General features: G+C 67.9%; 16 protein-coding genes and 1 CRISPR repeat array (1 of these 17 running past the window's edge). Of the genes, 4 read left to right on the top strand and 12 right to left on the bottom strand.

Annotated features, from left to right (window positions below; genetic code table 11):
• Window positions 1-912: direct repeats of the CRISPR family, unit length 36 nt; it reaches 5,576 nt to the left of the window's first position.
• 7 nt (window positions 913-919) lie between these two features.
• Complete coding sequence (locus K0B96_RS16015) at window positions 920-1,195, top strand: hypothetical protein (RefSeq protein ID WP_220161892.1); 276 nt, start codon at window positions 920-922, stop codon at window positions 1,193-1,195.
• Window positions 1,196-1,518: 323 nt separating this feature from the next.
• Here K0B96_RS16015 and K0B96_RS16010 read toward each other — a convergent pair whose 3' ends face one another.
• The 3 genes from K0B96_RS16010 to K0B96_RS16000 are packed head-to-tail and all read right to left on the bottom strand — an operon-like array spanning window position 1,519 to window position 4,386.
• Window positions 1,519-2,427 (bottom strand): efflux RND transporter periplasmic adaptor subunit, encoded by a 909-nt coding sequence (locus K0B96_RS16010; RefSeq protein WP_220161891.1) that lies wholly within the window; start codon window positions 2,425-2,427, stop codon window positions 1,519-1,521.
• Between the two features lie 20 nt (window positions 2,428-2,447).
• A complete protein-coding gene (locus K0B96_RS16005) occupies window positions 2,448-3,194 on the bottom strand; it encodes an ABC transporter ATP-binding protein (RefSeq protein WP_220161890.1) in 747 nt (248 codons plus the stop codon).
• A 7-nt stretch (window positions 3,195-3,201) separates the two neighbouring features.
• Window positions 3,202-4,386, bottom strand: coding sequence for an ABC transporter permease (locus K0B96_RS16000; protein WP_220161889.1), 1,185 nt, complete (start codon window positions 4,384-4,386; stop codon window positions 3,202-3,204).
• A 76-nt stretch (window positions 4,387-4,462) separates the two neighbouring features.
• Here K0B96_RS16000 and K0B96_RS15995 point away from each other — a divergent pair, with 76 nt between their 5' ends.
• The gene (locus K0B96_RS15995) at window positions 4,463-5,755 is read left to right on the top strand and encodes an MFS transporter (protein ID WP_220161888.1); all 1,293 of its coding nucleotides are present in this window, start codon (window positions 4,463-4,465) and stop codon (window positions 5,753-5,755) included.
• Window positions 5,756-5,956: 201 nt separating this feature from the next.
• On the opposite strand, the gene K0B96_RS15990 is transcribed toward K0B96_RS15995, so the two are convergent.
• The 8 genes from K0B96_RS15990 to K0B96_RS15955 all read right to left on the bottom strand — a co-directional run bounded on the left by K0B96_RS15990 (window position 5,957) and on the right by K0B96_RS15955 (window position 12,293).
• Window positions 5,957-6,673 carry a Crp/Fnr family transcriptional regulator gene (locus tag K0B96_RS15990; RefSeq protein ID WP_220161887.1) on the bottom strand — a complete coding sequence of 239 codons (717 nt, stop codon included), beginning with the start codon at window positions 6,671-6,673 and terminating at the stop codon, window positions 5,957-5,959.
• Between the two features lie 66 nt (window positions 6,674-6,739).
• On the bottom strand, window positions 6,740-7,126 hold the full coding sequence (locus tag K0B96_RS15985) for a cupin domain-containing protein (protein WP_220161886.1): 387 nt from the start codon (window positions 7,124-7,126) through the stop codon (window positions 6,740-6,742).
• A 51-nt stretch (window positions 7,127-7,177) separates the two neighbouring features.
• Window positions 7,178-7,411 carry a DUF2249 domain-containing protein gene (locus tag K0B96_RS15980; RefSeq protein ID WP_220161885.1) on the bottom strand — a complete coding sequence of 78 codons (234 nt, stop codon included), beginning with the start codon at window positions 7,409-7,411 and terminating at the stop codon, window positions 7,178-7,180.
• 25 nt (window positions 7,412-7,436) lie between these two features.
• Window positions 7,437-8,048: an SCO family protein gene (locus K0B96_RS15975; RefSeq protein ID WP_220161884.1), complete on the bottom strand. Its 612-nt coding sequence runs from the start codon at window positions 8,046-8,048 to the stop codon at window positions 7,437-7,439.
• Window positions 8,049-8,105: 57 nt separating this feature from the next.
• Complete coding sequence (locus tag K0B96_RS15970; RefSeq protein ID WP_220161883.1) at window positions 8,106-8,954, bottom strand: formylglycine-generating enzyme family protein; 849 nt, start codon at window positions 8,952-8,954, stop codon at window positions 8,106-8,108.
• Between the two features lie 34 nt (window positions 8,955-8,988).
• On the bottom strand, window positions 8,989-10,509 hold the full coding sequence (nirK, locus tag K0B96_RS15965) for a copper-containing nitrite reductase (RefSeq protein WP_220161882.1): 1,521 nt from the start codon (window positions 10,507-10,509) through the stop codon (window positions 8,989-8,991).
• Between the two features lie 58 nt (window positions 10,510-10,567).
• The gene (locus tag K0B96_RS15960; protein ID WP_220161881.1) at window positions 10,568-11,383 is read right to left on the bottom strand and encodes a YwiC-like family protein; all 816 of its coding nucleotides are present in this window, start codon (window positions 11,381-11,383) and stop codon (window positions 10,568-10,570) included.
• 109 nt (window positions 11,384-11,492) lie between these two features.
• On the bottom strand, window positions 11,493-12,293 hold the full coding sequence (locus K0B96_RS15955; protein WP_220161880.1) for a phenylalanine 4-monooxygenase: 801 nt from the start codon (window positions 12,291-12,293) through the stop codon (window positions 11,493-11,495).
• A gap of 187 nt (window positions 12,294-12,480) precedes the next feature.
• On the opposite strand from K0B96_RS15955, the gene K0B96_RS15950 reads away from it, so the two are divergent.
• Complete coding sequence (locus K0B96_RS15950) at window positions 12,481-13,401, top strand: fumarylacetoacetate hydrolase family protein (protein ID WP_220161879.1); 921 nt, start codon at window positions 12,481-12,483, stop codon at window positions 13,399-13,401.
• 26 nt (window positions 13,402-13,427) lie between these two features.
• Here the strand turns inward: K0B96_RS15950 and K0B96_RS15945 are convergent, their stop codons facing one another.
• Window positions 13,428-14,576, bottom strand: a complete 1,149-nt coding sequence (locus K0B96_RS15945) for a helix-turn-helix transcriptional regulator (protein WP_220161878.1) — start codon at window positions 14,574-14,576, stop codon at window positions 13,428-13,430.
• A gap of 161 nt (window positions 14,577-14,737) precedes the next feature.
• On the opposite strand from K0B96_RS15945, the gene hppD reads away from it, so the two are divergent.
• Complete coding sequence (gene hppD, locus K0B96_RS15940) at window positions 14,738-15,850, top strand: 4-hydroxyphenylpyruvate dioxygenase (protein ID WP_220161877.1); 1,113 nt, start codon at window positions 14,738-14,740, stop codon at window positions 15,848-15,850.
• Window positions 15,851-15,919 lie beyond the last annotated feature (69 nt).

Below are 15,919 nucleotides of genomic sequence, written 5' to 3'. Positions count from 1 at the left end.
GCGTGGGACTCCGCGCTCGCGAGAGCGCGGCCCCGTTGAAGCGTCGTGACCGAGTGCGGGCGGATTGAAGAACTCGCGACTCCGCGCTCGCGAGAGCGCGGCCCCGTTGAAGCTGCGCGGATCGCTTGCAGCTTGGTTTGCGAGCGCGGGTGACTCCGCGCTCGCGAGAGCGCGGCCCCGTTGAAGCGCGGCCAACGCGAAGTCCCGGGCCTCTCCGGTATCGACTCCGCGCTCGCGAGAGCGCGGCCCCGTTGAAGCGCGCTTGGTCGCCAGGTCGCGCACGCGTTCGATGAAATGACTCCGCGCTCGCGAGAGCGCGGCCCCGTTGAAGCATGAAGTCGGGCACCAACTGATCACGCCACTTGGCGGACTCCGCGCTCGCGAGAGCGCGGCCCCGTTGAAGCCGCGGCGGCACCCGATTAGCTCGGCTCATCCTGCGCGACTCCGCGCTCGCGAGAGCGCGGCCCCGTTGAAGCGCCGCATCATCGCCCGGCGCATGCGCACGGGCGAAGACTCCGCGCTCGCGAGAGCGCGGCCCCGTTGAAGCCAGGCGCGCGGTGGCGGCGGCTTCGGCGGCGCGGGCGACTCCGCGCTCGCGAGAGCGCGGCCCCGTTGAAGCCGCTGACTCGCGATTCCACCGGCGCGGCTCGTTCCAGTGACTCCGCGCTCGCGAGAGCGCGGCCCCGTTGAAGCTTCGATGAGGGCGACGACCGCCTCGTCGTCTTTCCACGACTCCGCGCTCGCGAGAGCGCGGCCCCGTTGAAGCGCGCACGGTGGAGGTCGTGGAGACAAAGACTAGCGGAGGACTCCGCGCTCGCGAGAACGCGGCCCCGTTGAAGCCGGTCTCGGGGGGCAGTTTGCTGCATTTCTGCTGCAGACTCCGCGCTCGCGAGAGCGCGGCCCCGTTGAAGCCGATGGCGTGATTTTTGCCGGCGGCGACGAGATCGCTGACTCCCCGCTGATACGTCCCGAAATGTCGGGTTGGTATTGGGGTAATATTCTCTTCGGCGGCTTGATTGGGATGATCGTCGTGGATCCAATCACGGGTTCGATGTGGAATCTCTCTCCCGATCGGATCGAGCACCCGTTGAGCGCCGAACAGGCTGACATGATTCGCCAGGGCAAGGGCTTCGTCGTCGTGTTGGTGCAAGACCTGTCGGCGCGCGAACGCGCGGAGTTGGTGCGGATCAATTGACGAGCTCCACGCGCAACGCGGACATGTTGCGCACCACGACCGGTCGTGATCTTGGCGATGGGTGAATTCGGGAGTTGCGACGAGGTGCCCGAGAGAGCGCTCGCGGGCGGGTGGCGTTTGGCATGCGCACGGTCGGCGCAATGTTGAAGGCTGCATGTCCGACGAATCCGCCAACGCACCTGAACCGCTGCGCGGCGGCGGGTGGGTGCGGCGGTGGGCGGGGGCTGGCGCCGTCGGCATTCTGCTCGCTCCGCGCGCGAATCCGGACGATGCTGAAAACGAACGAAGGAATCGCCGATGTGATCTGCGGTGGGCAGCGGCGTTTACCGGGCAGCGCCCGACGCCTCCGCGGCGCCAGCGATAAAAACATCCATCTGTTGACCGACGAACGCGGGTGTCTGGTGTGGGTCGAAGCGATAGATTACCTGTAGAACCCGGGTGTCGACCCGCTCGGTGCTGCTGCCCGTGAGGGAATGTTTGGGCAGCACGTAGGGCTCAAGGCGCACAAAGGTGAGCGGAATGGGGTGGTCGGGACGGCCGCGCAGGAAACCGGTCGCGGGAGCGGTGGGTGTGAGGCGACCGGCGTCGAACTCATCGACATCGACGCGCACGTGGAGGGGCGAAACATCGCCGAGCAGGAGCAGGGGTTGTTCGCCGGCCGTAGGCGAGGCGGGCGTGGCGTACTCGCCCGCGTGGATCTTGAGCTGCAAAATCTCCCCGGCGATCGGCGCCCGGACCACGAGTCGGTCAAGCTGGAGCTCCCCCGCCTTCACGTCGGCCTCGGCTTGCGCGAGTTCTGCTTGAGCCTTTTGCAATGCGAAGCGGCGGGTCTCGCGGTCTTCCGTGCTCATGGCCTGCGAGGCGGAAAGGGACGCGGCCAGGTCGAACAAGTACTTCGCTTGCGCGAGCTGCGACTGCGCCACAGGGATGGCGGCACGGCGCGCGAGGAGATCGGCGCGGAGGCCGCGGTCGTCCAACGCGAACAGCGGCATCCCGGCCTCCACCTGATCGCCGAGCGCGACAAATACTTTGGTCACGAGGCCGGGAAGCGGAGTCGCGATGACGATGTTTTCGGTGTTGGCTTCGACGAGCCCAGCGCCGGCCACGGTGACGGCATAGGGCGAGGTGGGGGCAGCGGCGGCCGGCAATGTCGCCACGCTGGTCGGATGGTCGCCACCCGCGACGGTGACGAGCGCGATGCCGAGGCCGGCGGCCGCAAGGACGGGGAGCACGAATTTGGCGAATGCGGGCATCAGAGGGGGCGGGGGGAGTGAGGTGAGGGAAGGTTTTCGACGCGCGTGATGCGACCATCCTCCATGTGCGCGATGCGATCACCGAAATTGAAGATGCGGGGGTCGTGCGTCACAACGAGCAGGGCGCGCCGCCGGGAGAGAACGGAGCGGCGCAGGAGGTCCATGACCGCGTGGCCACTCGCACCATCGAGCGCGCTGGTGGGCTCGTCGCAGACGATCACGCGGGGATCGTGCACCATCGCGCGGGCGAGGGCCACGCGCTGTTGCTGACCGCCGGAGAGCCGGGCCGGGCGAGCCTGCTGCATGCGGCGGTCGAAGCCGAACTCGCCCAGCAAGGCCGCCGCCTGGGCAAGCGCAGTCGATTGGCGCACGCCCGCGATCAGGAGCGGCGCGGCCACGTTTTCGACGGCCGTGAGCGAGGCGAGCAGATGCAGGGATTGGAAGACAAAGCCGAGCGATCGTCCGCGGAGGCGGGTTTTTTCACGCGCGGTCAGTGCATCGAAGTCCAGCCCGTCAATCTGGCAACGGCCGCCGTCGCGCGCGAGCAGGCCGGCGATGATGGACACCAGCGTGGTCTTGCCGCAGCCGCTGGGTCCGGCGAGCAGCATCAGCTCACCGGCGTGCACCTCGAGATCGACTCCGCGCAATGCCGCCACCGCGAGCGCGCCGTCGCCGTAGGTTTTCGTGACGCCGGCGCAAAAAATCACGGGCGGATCGGGCAAGCGAACGGATGCGGGTGCGACCATGGCGAGTTCAGCCGGCGAGGAGTTCGGCGGGCCGCAGGGTGAGCAGGGGACGCAGGCTGAGCGCGGCCGCGGCGCCGCTCACGAAGATGACCGCCACCACACCGGCCACGGGAGCGAACCACAGCATGTGAAAGGGAAAATCCAAGCGCGTGAACACCGCGCCGGCGAGCGTGCAAAGCCCTAATCCGAGGCCCGTGCCGATCGCGCCGCAGATCGCGGCCTGGAGCCAGACGACGCCGAGGAGCGTGCTGACTTGCGCGCCCATCGCCTGGAGCACCGCGTAGGCCCGCAGGTTTTGATGGGTGAACATAAACATCATCACGCCAGTGACGCCCAAACCGACCAGCATCGCGATGGTGAGCATCGTGATCGCGTCACCGACATCTTCGGAATTGGCGAGCATCCAGCGCACGGTGTCGGCTTTGAACTCGGTGGCGGTGCGAGCCCGCAGGCCGGTGCGTGAGGCAATGCGGCGAGCCACCGCGGCCGGCGATGCGCCGGGCGCGACGCGCGCGAGCACAAAGGTGAGGCGTTCCCGCTCAGGCGGCAGGATGCGCCGGGCGGTGGAGAGCGTGGTGAACAGGAGCGGGCGCGGCGGAAACCACGGCCGGCCGTGGCCGCGCCCCACGATTTGCACGCGTTGGTCGTTGACGATCACTTCATCGCCTCGCGCGAGGGGCCGGAGTGGCGCGTTGAGGTGGGGCCGGAAAGGCCAGCGGTCGCGGGGAGAGACCGGCGTCTCCAATTTTCCGCTGGTGCCGCCCGCGTCCGCAATCGCGGCGTTGGGGATGCGGAGTGCGTCGGCGGCTCCGTCTGCGAGCGGAGGCAGCCCGGCCAGAGTGGCATCGTCGACTCCGATCACTTCGACGCTTTGAAACCGGCCGTCGGCGAAACGAAGATCGGCATGAGCCACGCTCAACTGAGACGCTGATCGCACGCCGGTGACGCTCCGGACGCGCAAGAGCGCATGATCGGGCAGATCGATGGTTTGATCGACGGCCGACACCGCCGGGTCCATGACCCACACGTCGGCCGACGGATTGTCGGCGATGAGGGCAAAGCTGCGCGTCATCATGCCGCCAAAATAGGAGGCCGCAAACGTCACGAGGAAGGCGGTGAAGGTGAGGCCGAACAGCAGGCCTGCATATTTGACGCGGTCGCTCAGCAACATCTTTAGCGCGATGGAAATCATGAAGAACCTTCACGCGCACGATAGGTGCGAGCGTGGGATTTGCCAATGGGAAGCTGGGCGCGATGTTGAGGGCTGCATGTCCGACGAATCCGCCAACGCACCTGAACCGCTGCGCGGCGGCGGGTGGGTGCGGCGGTGGCGAGGGCTCGCGCCGACGGCGCGGCGGTTGCTCGCGGCGCGTTTCTGGCGCAGCCTCGCGCAGGGCGCACTGGTGGTGGATCTTGCGTTGTATCTGCACGCGCTCGGTTGGTCCGGGACGGCGATTGGTGGCGTGTTAAGCGGCGCGGGACTGGTCGGTGCGGCGCTGAATGTGATCGTGGGGGTGACGAGCGATCGGCTGCAGCGGAAGCCGTTTCTGCTCGTTTACGAGGCGTTGACGTGCGGGTGCGCACTGGTGGCGATGGCGACGACGCACACGGCGGCGTTGGCGGCGGCGATCGTGCTCGCGGGATTTGGGCGCGGAGCGAATGGCGCGGCGGGGCCGTTTTCGCCGGCCGAGCAGGCGTGGCTGGCGGAGGCGGTGGCGGCGCCGCAACGGGGGATGGTTTACAGCCTGAACACGGCGATCGGTTTTGCCGGCATGGCGCTCGGTGCGCTCGCGGCGACGCTGCCGGCGGTGTGGCGCGGCGCGCTCGGACCGGCGGATAGTTACCGGCCGCTTTTTGCGATCGTGCTGCTCGGCAATGTGGTGAACTTGCTGTTGCTGTGGCGCACGCCGGAGCGGCGGCGCGTGCGCGCGGGGCGGCCGGTGACGGCGGCGGGGCGCGCGGCGGGCGCAGCGGTGCGCGGAAGGGAGAACCGGTTTCTGCGTCAGCTCGCGGGGCTCAATATGCTCAACGGGCTCGCGATCGGACTCACGGGGCCGTTGATCACGTATTGGTTTGGCGTGCGTTTCAATCTGGGGCCGGGCGCGATCGCGCCGGTGATGGCGTTGACGTTTCTCGCGACGGCGGGCGCGGCGTTGCTGGGCGGATCGTTGACGCGCAAAGCGGGGCTGGTGCGCGTGGTGGTGTGGGGGCGCGCGGGTGGCGTGGCGGTGCTGCTCTTGCTGCCATTGATGCCGGTATATGCGCTGGCGGCGGTGCTCTATGGGCTGCGCTCGGCGTTGAACCGCGGGACGATCGGCGCGCGGCAGGCGCTCGTGGTGAGTGCGATCAGCGATGAACGCCGCGGGCTCGCCGTGAGTCTCAACGCGCTGTCGATGCAGATCCCGATGTCGCTGAGTCCGGTGATCGCGGGGAGTCTGATCGGGGCGGGTTGGTTCGTGACGCCGTTCTACGTGGCGGCGGTGTTGCAGGCGGCGTATGTGCTGCTCTACGCGCGGGTGTTTGCTCCGCAGGAGGCGGAGATTTTGCGGACCTCGCGGTGAGGCGGCGCGCCGCCCGGCATGGGTCGCGGAGGGCACGGAGCTCCGGACACAGAGTCGGCAGGAAGTCGGGAGGAGAGGACCGGCGACCCGAGGGCGAAGGTGGCCGATCGGTTATAATTTATTCGGCGCGGCCGATCGTGTGTTCCGGCGGCGGTGCGTCGCGCTTTCGCGCGAAGAGGTTACGGACAGGCGGACGATGGATTACGCTTCGCCGAGGTGGTGGCGGAAGAGGGCGGCGAGGGCGGTGTGATCGCAGATGGTGATCGCTTTCGCGCCGACGGAAATCAGGCCGCCATCGCGGAGGCGGGCGAGGGTGCGCGAGAGGGTTTCGCTGCTGGTGCCAAGCTCGGCCGCGAGAACGCGTTTGGTGCCGCGGAGCGGGACGACGGCGGCGTCGGTGCGGCCGTGGCGGAGGAGCCAGTGAACGAGGCGCGTTTCGACGTCTTTGAGCGTGAGGTCGTCGAGCATGCCGACGAGCACGCGCAGGTGGGCGCTCATGGAGCCGAGCATGCGCAGGGCGAGATCGGGGCGGCGGCCGATGAGCTCGAGCACAGGGGCCTTGGGCAGCAGGAGGACAGTGCTGGTCTCGATGGCGCGCGCGTCGGCGGGGTAGCCGGTGGGTGAAGCGAGGGCGGCTTCGGCGAACGATTCGCCGGGGCGAAAGATGTGGATCACCTGCTCCTTGCCGGCGGCGTTGACGCGGTGGACGTTGATGGCGCCGGATTGCACGACGTAGAAGCCGCGCGAGGGATCGCCTTCGTGAAACAAGTAGGAGCCCTTGGGCACGGCGAGCGTCTGGGCGAAGCCCGCGATCGTCGTGAGGTCATCCGCCGGGACGCCGATGAAGAACTGGCTGCACCGGAGCGTGCTCATGAGGCCGGTGAGCTTGAGGTCGGCGGCGCGAAGGGACTTGGGCATGCGCCCACTCAAAACGCGGATGGGGAACGAGCAAGCTCGCAGCGGCCAGCGCGGCGGCGCGGGCGGTCAGCGGGCGGACGGGGCCGCGGTGGCGGCGGGCGCGGCGGTCTCGGTGGCGGCGGGTTCGGTGATTTGCGTGAGCAACATCGAGAAGGCTTCGGTGGCGAAAACGGAATGCGGGGCACGGGGCGGCATCGCGAGGAGATCGCCGGCGCGCAGTTCGTGCGCGGTGCCGTTGACCGTGAAGCGGCAGCCGCCGGTGAGGATCTGCACGATCGCGCGGGCTTTGCTGGTGTGTTCCGAGAGTTCCTGGCCGACGGCGAAGTGAAAGAGCGTGAGGCGCAAGGCCGGCGTGGTGATGACGGCGCGGCTCACGATGCCGTGCGTGGTGGTGGCAACGGGCGCGAGGAGTGAGAGGTGTCCGGGCTCCGTGGGAGAAAGGAGGGTGTTCATGGAATGAAGGGGCGAGGCAGGGAGCGGGCGTGGGTGAAGCGGAGGCGGAGATTATTTGCGCCAGACCATGACGGCCCAGCCGCCGTCGGAGCGGCGTTCAATCGTCGGCTGAAAGCCTTCGCCTTTGAGCAATTCGATGAGGGGCGCGGGCAGAAAGGGGGCGACCACGGTGAGGCCTTGGCCGACGGCGAGGGCATCGACGCGCGCGCGAATGACCGAGAACGGTTCTTCGCCGCGCGCGAGCAGCGGCCGGACGTCGAGGGTTTTCATGAGGGAGGTGGGCATGGCGGGCGGGAGCGCGGAGAGTGAGTCAGGGAGCGACGGCGAGGGCGCGGGCGGTTTCGGCGAGGCCGCCTTTGAGGCCGGTGCGTTGATGCACGATTTCGCCTTCGGGGTTGAGGACGGTGAGGAGATTGGAATGCGAGAAGGAGCCGTCGCCGTTTTGCTTGAAGTGTTCGCCGATGAGGGCGGCGAGTTCGCGGACGGTGGAGGCATCGCCGCGGAGGAGAACCCAGTTGTCGCCGAGGTGGCGTTCGGCGCGGTAGCGGGCGAGGACGGCGGGGGTGTCGTGTGCGACGTCGAAGGTGACGAGCACAAAGGCAACGTGTTCACGGCGGTCGGCGGGCAAGCCGTTTTGCAGGCCGAGCATGTCGGTGACGGTCAGCGGGCACGCGTAGCCGCAGGAGGCAAAAAACATGTCGAGGACGACGGTGCGGCCGCGCAGGGAGCCGAGGGCAAAGGGGCGGCCGGAGTCATCGGTGAAGTGACCGTCGAGTTGGTAAATGGACTCGTTGGTAAACGCGGCGGGTGGCGCGACGGCGGGTGAAGGAGAGTCGGGCGCGCAGCAGGCGGGCGCGGCGGTGAGAGGTGCGGCGCTGATGACGGTGAGGGAGAGAGCAAGCAGGAGAGGAATTTTTTTCATGGTGGCGGAGAGGCGGCGGGACGGGCGCGAGGAGGGCGTCGGGGGCTGCACGAGGAATCAAGGCGCGGGAGGAGGCGGCGCGTCGTAGGCGCAGCGGAAGCCGAGCGAGGAGGTGGTGTTGTTGGCCTTGAGGGAGGAGCGGAGGGCCTGGCGCATGAAGGCGGCGTAGTCGTTGGTGTCTTTCACATTCACGGCGCCGGCGGCGCAGAAGAGGTCGCGGTCGAGGCCGGAGTCGGCGCGGGAATCGTTGGCGACGAGGGCGGTGTTGAAATCGTCGACCCACTCCCACACGAGGCCGTGCAGGCCGCGCACGCCGTAGAAATTGGCTTTCGCGGTGGCGATGGACGGGAGGACGGCGGGCGACGGGCGCGCAAACCATGCATAGAGATCGCGGTTGAGTTGCGCATCATGTTTGCCGTCGGGGCTGGTGTAGCCGGCGGCGGCGGCGAACTCCCACTCGGCGGTGGAGGGGAGGCGCGCGTGGAGGGCGCGGGCATACGCGCGCGCGGCAAACCAGGAGACTTGGACGACGGGCGAATCGGGCGGCGCAGCCGGGCCGGGTTCGAGGTCGGCGGCCCAGTGGTTGAGATAAGTGGAGTCGGCGAAGAGGCGGCTCACGCGCGAGCGGCGCCACTGGGGATGAGCGCGCACGAAGGCGAGGAACTCGGCATTGGTGACCGGATACTCGTCGAGGCGGAACGCGGCGACGGGTTGGTGCGGGGCATCGCCGGGGGTTTTCGAGAACGGCACGTAGTCGCCCGCAGGAATGAGAATCGTGGCGGTGCGGCTGGCGGGCGGCGCGGAGTGAGCGGGCGCCGGGGTCGGGGCTGCGGCTCCGGGGAGCACCGCGCCCGCGAGCCACACAAGCGCGAGGGCGCTGGAGCGAAAGGCGGGAGCGGTGTTCACGAGGAGACGGAGGACGCGAAGGTGCGGGCGAGGATCAGTGGATCTCGTTGCGGATGGATTTCACGTGATCGGTCGTGATGGCGTCGGCTTTGTTGCCCCAGGAGTTAAGCACGTAGGTGACGACGTCGGCGATTTGGGCGTCGGTGAGGACGGCTTCCTGCGGGGGCATGGAGCTGTTGTAGGTCTTGCCGCTCACGGTGATGGGGCCGCTGAGGCCTTTCAGGACGACGCGGACGGCGCGATCGCGATCGGCGAGGAGGAAGTCGGAGCCGGCGAGGGGCGGGAAGATGCCGGGGAGGCCTTTGCCGTCGGGCTGGTGGCAGGCGAAGCAGAGGCCCATGTAGACCTGTTTGCCCTTTTCGATCTGCACTTCCTTGGTGAGGCCGGCGATCGCGGGATTGGATTTAATTTCGGCAGCGATCTGCTTTTTGAGGTCGGCTTCGCGGCGGGCGGAGGCGGAGCCTTCGGGGGCTTGCGAGCCGAGATAGACGGCGTCGATTTCCTTGCCGGAGTAGATCGCGCGATCTTCCGCGCCGCTGACCTTGAGGAGGCCGAGGGCGCCTTTGTTGAAGGCGCGGGTGACGGCGTGATCGACGAGGACGTAGGTGCCGGGGACGTTGACCTTGAACTCGACCATGGTCGCGCCGCCGGAAGGGACGGTGGTGGTTTGCACGTTTTCGACCGGATTCCCGAGGGCGCCCTCGGGATAAACGCGATCGAAGATTTCGCCGATGACGTGAAACGAGGAGGTGAGATTGGGGCCGCCGTCGCCGAAGAAAATGCGGACGGTTTCGCCGACATTGGCGGTGAGGGCGTGGTCGCCGACGAGCGAGCCGACGGCGCCGTTGAACACCACATACGGGGGGCGTTCGTCGAGGGCTTTGTTCATATCGAAGGATTGCAGGCCTTCGTCGCCGAAGCGGCCGGTGGTGTAGAACTCGCCCTGCATCACATAGTATTCGCGGTCGACGGGCGGGAGGCCGGCCTTGGGCTGGACGAGGATGAGGCCATACATGCCGTTGCCGATGTGCATGGGCACGGGGGCGGTGGCGCAGTGGTAAACGTAGAGGCCGGGGTTGAGGGCCTGAAACGTAAACTGCGAGGTGTGGCCGGGCGCGGTGAACGCGGACGTGGCGCCGCCGCCGGGACCGTTGACGGCGTGAAGATCGATGTTGTGCGGCAGTTTCGAGGACGGGTCGTTGTTGAGGTGAAACTCCACCAAGTCGCCCTCGCGCACGCGGAGGAAATTTCCGGGGACGTCGCCGCCGAAGGTCCAGAAGGTGTAATCCACGCCGTCGGCGAGGTGCTTGATGAGCTCGCGGACTTCAAGGTTGATGACGACGCGGGCCGGATGGTCGCGCGTGATCGGCGGCGGGACGTGGGGCGGGGCGACGAGGACGGCGTGCTCGACGGGGAGCGTTTGCAACTCGGGCGGGAGGGGCGCGGGGCCTTTGGGTTGCTCGATCGTTTCCTGCGCCGAGAGCCACGCCGGGGCGGCGAGCAGAGTCGCGAGCGCGAGGAGCAGAGGAAGGCGGCGGCGATAGAGAGGAGGCATAGGGACGGGACTCAGGGGTTATGTTAAACCACCGCAGCAGCGGCGGCATTGACGAGCGTCAACGAAGCCTCGCGTAAGCGAGGGCGAGAAGACCGAGATACCCGATGCCAATAACAGCTTCCGTCAAGCCCAGTCGTTTCGCGGACCATGTGCGGGCGGCCGGAGTGACGAACCAGAGCGAACGAAAAAAGAGCAGCGCCACGGCGACGGCCGCGAGTGGCGGCACGGCGTGGGTGAGCGCGAGCGGCATGACGGCGATCAGCGCAGCGGCGGCGAGAAAGACGCCGAGGCGCGCGACGAGGGTGTCGTCGTATTTGCGGCGGCGCAGGCAACCGCGGACCAAGACAACCGCGGGCACACTGCGCAGCAGGACCAGGGAACCGAGGGCGAGCGCGGCGGGGGAGGACCAGCCGGCGAGGGTGGCGCACGCGGCGGGGATGGCGGCGTAAGCCGTGGCGCCGGCGATCTCGGCGAACGCCGTGCGGCCGAGGCCTTGCGCGTCAAACAATGCGAACATCCCCGCAAACGGCAGGGCAAACGCGAGCGGCCACAACGCAGTGAATCCCCCCGGCTGCACGGCGAGCACAAAGCCGGCGGTGGCGAGAGCACCGAACAGCGCCACGGTGCCCGCGGCGGGCAATCGGCGGGCGGCAGGCGCATCGAGGTCGAGCGCGAGTTTCACGGGGCGGCGCGCGAGAAACAGAGAGGTCGCTACGAGGGCGAGACCACCGGCGCCGAGCGAGGGAGCCACGAGCAGGCCGAGCGCGACGGGCTCGAGCGTGAGCGACCATGAACCGTGCTCCTTGGGCAGAAAGAGACTGCGGGCGCGCGGTCGGGGAAGCGCGGCGGTCGGCGGACAGGCGGTGGCGGACATGGCCGCAGGTTAGAGCGCGTCCGCGAAAACGCGTTGATTTGAATCAAGCGGTGAAGAAAACGCGCGCTGGCGGCGGGCGCGCGTTGAGCGTCGGCGACGCGCGACTACGTCAGAGGAGGTGGTGGGCGCGGGCCCAGTGTACGAACTCACGTTCGAGGTGATCGAAGGAGTCGATGACGAAGAGCGTTTCCTGAAAATGCCAGATGTCGTAAGGTTGCGCGGCGACTTCTTCGGGGACGAACGGGCGCTGGCGCACGGCGGGCGTAAGACTGTGCTGCGTCTCGCCGAAGCTGGAGATGATACCGTTGCCGTAGATGCGGAGGCCGGCACGGTTTTTGATGAGGCCGAATTCGACGGTGAACCAATAGAGGCGGGTGAGTTGCTCCTCGACGGCGGGATCGCGGCAGTTGAGTGCGGCCTGGCCGATCTTCTGATAAAAATCGGCGAAGCGCGGGTGCATGATCATGGGCGTGTGCCCGAAGATGTCGTGGAAGCAGTCGGGTGCGGGCGTATAGTCGAGCTCGGCGCGTGCGCGAATATAGTCGGTGCAGGGAAAGATGCGGCGGGCGAGGTGCGCGAAGAAATCGGGAGCGGCGAGCAAGCCGGGCGTGCGCGCGAGACGCCACGAGGTGGTGGCTTCGAGGCGGCGGCTGACGTCGGCGAGGGCGGGGATGTGCGTCTGGTCGAGGCCGAGCGCGAGGAGGCCGGAGAGAAACTCATCGGCGGCGCGCCCGGGCAGGAGTTTTTGCTGGCGGGTGCAGAGCTCGCGCCAGACGGCGTGGTCCTCGGCGGTGTAGGCCGGATACGGGCAGTCGTCGGCGATGGGAATCGCCGCGGTGAGCTTGATCGGCACGCAGCGCGGATCGGTGCTGGAGGTGGGAGGCGCCGCGGAGGGAGTGGGACTAAGCATGGGTAAACGGGGTCGGAGGGGAGGACGCGGCGCAGGGAACAACGCGCGCAATGTAGTCCGTCCAGGGTCGGGCGAACATACGCCGAAGAGACTAATCGCCCGCGACGCCGCCGAGTGGAAGGCATCATCCCTGGCCGGGAAAGAGTGGACCGTGGGCGGAAGGAATGTAAGGTCGCGGGATTGGCCGATGCGTTGCGCGACGATACTTCCGCGGGGAGCGAGAGAGGCGGTGCCGGTGGTGGCCGGGCCGGACGGCGCGTGGATCGAGCTGGCCGCGGCGATGGGCCGCGACTGCGGACGGCTGGAGGAGGCGTTGCCTTGGTGGCTGCAGCACGGCGCAGCGCTGGCGAAGCGCACGGCGGAATGGGCGGGGCCGCGTTACCGGGAGAGTGAGTTCGTATTCATGCCGCCGGTGCGTCCGCCGTCGTTCCGGGATTTCTACGCGTTTGAGCAACACGTGAAAACGGCGCGCGCGCGGCGGGGGCTGGCGATGGTGCCCGCGTGGTATGAGATCCCGGTTTTCTATTTTTCGAATCATCACGCGTTGATCGGGCATGAAGCGCCGGTGAGCGCGCCGCGCGGATCGCAGGAACTGGACTACGAACTCGAACTCGGCGTGGTGCTTGGGCGGGGCGGCCGCGACATCGAACCGGAGAATGCGTGGGCGCACGTGGCGGGTTTCACGATCATCAACGACTGGAGTGCGCGGGATTTGCAGCGCGCGGAGATGGCGGTGGGACTGGGCCCGGCGAAGGGCAAGGATTTCGCGACTTCGGTGGGGCCGTGGCTCGTGAGCCGCGACGCGGTGGCGGATCGGATTGAGGGCGAGCGGCTGACGCTCGACATGACCGCGCGGGTGAACGGCCGGACGTTGTCGCGCGGCAATGTGGCGGCGTTGCACCATTCGATTCCGCGGCTGATTGCGCACGCTTCGCGCGACGTGGATCTGTTGCCCGGCGATCTGCTGGGCACGGGCACGGTCGGGACGGGGTGCATTCTCGAGCTGGGCCCGGAGAACACGGGCGGTTGGCTGAAGCCGGGCGACGTGGTGGAGTTGGAGATCGAGCGGATCGGCGTGCTGCGGACACCGGTGGCGGCGCGCGAGTAGGACGACGGACCGGACAGCGCGGGGCGTCAGCGGTTGAGCAAGGCGGCGACGCGGGAGCGGCCGCGGACGTTGAGCTTGGCGAAGATGGCGGCAAGCTGGGTCTTGATCGTGAGCGGACTGCGGGTGAGCTCGTGAGCGATCTCGACGGTGCGAAGGCCCTCACGCACGCGCATCGCAACCTCGCGTTCGCGGGCGGAAAGGCGGGCGAGGAGCGCGACAGCGCCGGGCGAAAGGGGGCGATGGCGGTCGCCGCGCGGGCGGCGATAGTCGAGTTGGACGTGAAAGGCGGGCGGGAGGAGGGGACTCGCGGGCAGCGCGCAGAGAGCGATCTGGGCGTGGAGGCCGAGCGGGTGTTCACTGATGACCACGGGATGATGGCCGGGCTCAACCGGTGCGCCGTTGCGCTGCTCCCACTCGGCCCGCACGGCGGCGCAGGCGTCCGCGAGGGGGCTGGGCACGCGGAAGGAGCGGCGGGGGTTGAGCGCGGCGGCGCGGCGTTCCCCGTGATTCCACACCGAACACGCGTGTGCGGCTTCGCCGTTGAACCACAGAGGGCGCAAATCCCAGTCGAGAAGGAGAAGGCCGACGGGGACGTCTTCGAGCATCGCGGCGAAGTGTCCGGCGAGAAACCCGGTTTGCTCGTGGGCGAGGACGCGGGTGAGGGCGGTTTCGAAGGCGGGCTGGAGGTCGCGGGCGAGGGCGATTTCGCGCGAGGAAAAATCACCGTCCGCGGTGGCGCGGTGGACATTGAACGTGCCGTGGAGCACGCGGCCGCTCCACGCGGCGAGGCCGAGGAGATGGTCCCAGCCCGCGCGGCGCATCACGCGCTCGCGGAACGTGGCGGAAGGGGTGAACTCCGCGTCGAAATCGCTGAGGCGGTAAACGGCGGCGCCGGGGTGGGCCGCGAGCCACGGGTATTGCGGATCGGCTTGGCGCAATTCGCGCGGCGTCGGCGGATGCGCATGGCGGTAGATTTTGCGCGGACGACCGTCGTCGTTGCAGCCCACCGAAAACGTGAGGGCGCGGGCGGGCAGCAGGTCATGACTGAGCGTGCGCAGCGCCAGCCAGAGCTCCGGCAAAGTGAGGGCGGCGTGGACGCGGCGCAGCGGGTCGCCATGACGCGCAGGGCCGGCGGAGGTGGAGGGGGACGCGGAGGGGGAGGTCGCGGGAGCCACGGAGCGAGGGAAACGAAACGGCCGCGGGAGCGCAATCCCAAGGCGGGTGAAAGTTTACGCCGTTCGGCGTATGGCGGCGGCCGGCTCCCGCGCTTATGGTGGCGCTGCTTCCTTTCACCTGGCGCCCTGCGCGCGCTCGCTCCTCCAACCCGCTCCGTGTCATGCCCGCCATTTTTTTCGAATCCGCGCTCGAACGCAAAACCGGTTCAAATCCGCTGGGCCTGAAAGGCATTGATCATATCGAGTTCATCGTCGATGACGCGGACCAGTGGGCGGATTTCTTCGTCAACAAATACGGGATGGCGCGGCGGTTTTATGCGGATGCCGCGAGCGGGGTGGCGGGCCGGCGGGCGCACGTGGTGGGCCAGGGACGCATCAATTTCCTCTTGGCGGAACCGCAGGGCACGGGGCCGGAAGCGGACTTCATGCGCTGGCATCTGGCGGAGCATGGGAACGGCGTGCGCGACGTGGCGTTCCGCGTGAAGGATGCGCGGGCGGCGCTGGCGGAAGCGGCGCGCCGCGGGGCGAAGGTGGTGCGGCCGCTGGACGAACATGACTCGTTCAACGGTGGATCGATCGCGGCCTATGGGGACACGTTGCACACCTTCATCGAGCGCAAGCCGCACACGGACTTCGCGCCCGGCTACCGGCCTGTGCCGGGTGGCTTCGAGGACGGCGATATTCACTTCGCGATGATCGACCACGTGGTCGCCAACGTGGAGCACATGGAGGAGTGGGTGGAGTTTTATGAAAAGATCTTCGGGTTCGATTTGTTCATGCACTTCGACATCAATACCGGGCGCAGCGCGCTGATGTCGAAAGTGGTGAGCTCGACGGACGGGTGGGTGAAATTGCCGATCAACGAACCGTCGTCGCAGAATTCGCAGATCCAGGAGTTTCTGGACAAATACAACGGGCCGGGCGTGCAGCACATCGCGCTGCTGACGCCGAACATCGTGGCGACGGTGGCGGAGATGCGACGGATGGGGCAGGATTTTCTCGACGTGCCGGAGAGCTATTACGACGCGGCGTTTGACGAACGGATCGGGACAATCGAGGAGGACAAGGAGGAGTTGAAGCGGCTGAAGATTCTGGTGGATCGCGACCACGAAGGCTACCTGCTGCAGTTGTTCACGAAGTGCGTCTTCGCGCGGCCGACGTTGTTCTTCGAAGTGATCCAGCGGCGGGGGCGGGCGCTGGGTTTTGGCGAAGGAAATTTCCGCGCGCTGTTCGAGGCGATCGAGCGCGAGCAGGCGAAACGGGGAGCGCTCTGAGGACGCAGGATGCGCACCGCGATCGCTTACCAGACAGAGAACATGGCGCTCCGACCGAGCACGCGCCGA

It is taken from the genome of Horticoccus luteus (genome assembly GCF_019464535.1).
Lineage (GTDB): Bacteria > Verrucomicrobiota > Verrucomicrobiia > Opitutales > Opitutaceae > Horticoccus > Horticoccus luteus.
The sequence above is the reverse complement of the archived record's forward strand: the minus strand, read 5'-3'. Positions and strand labels throughout refer to the sequence as shown.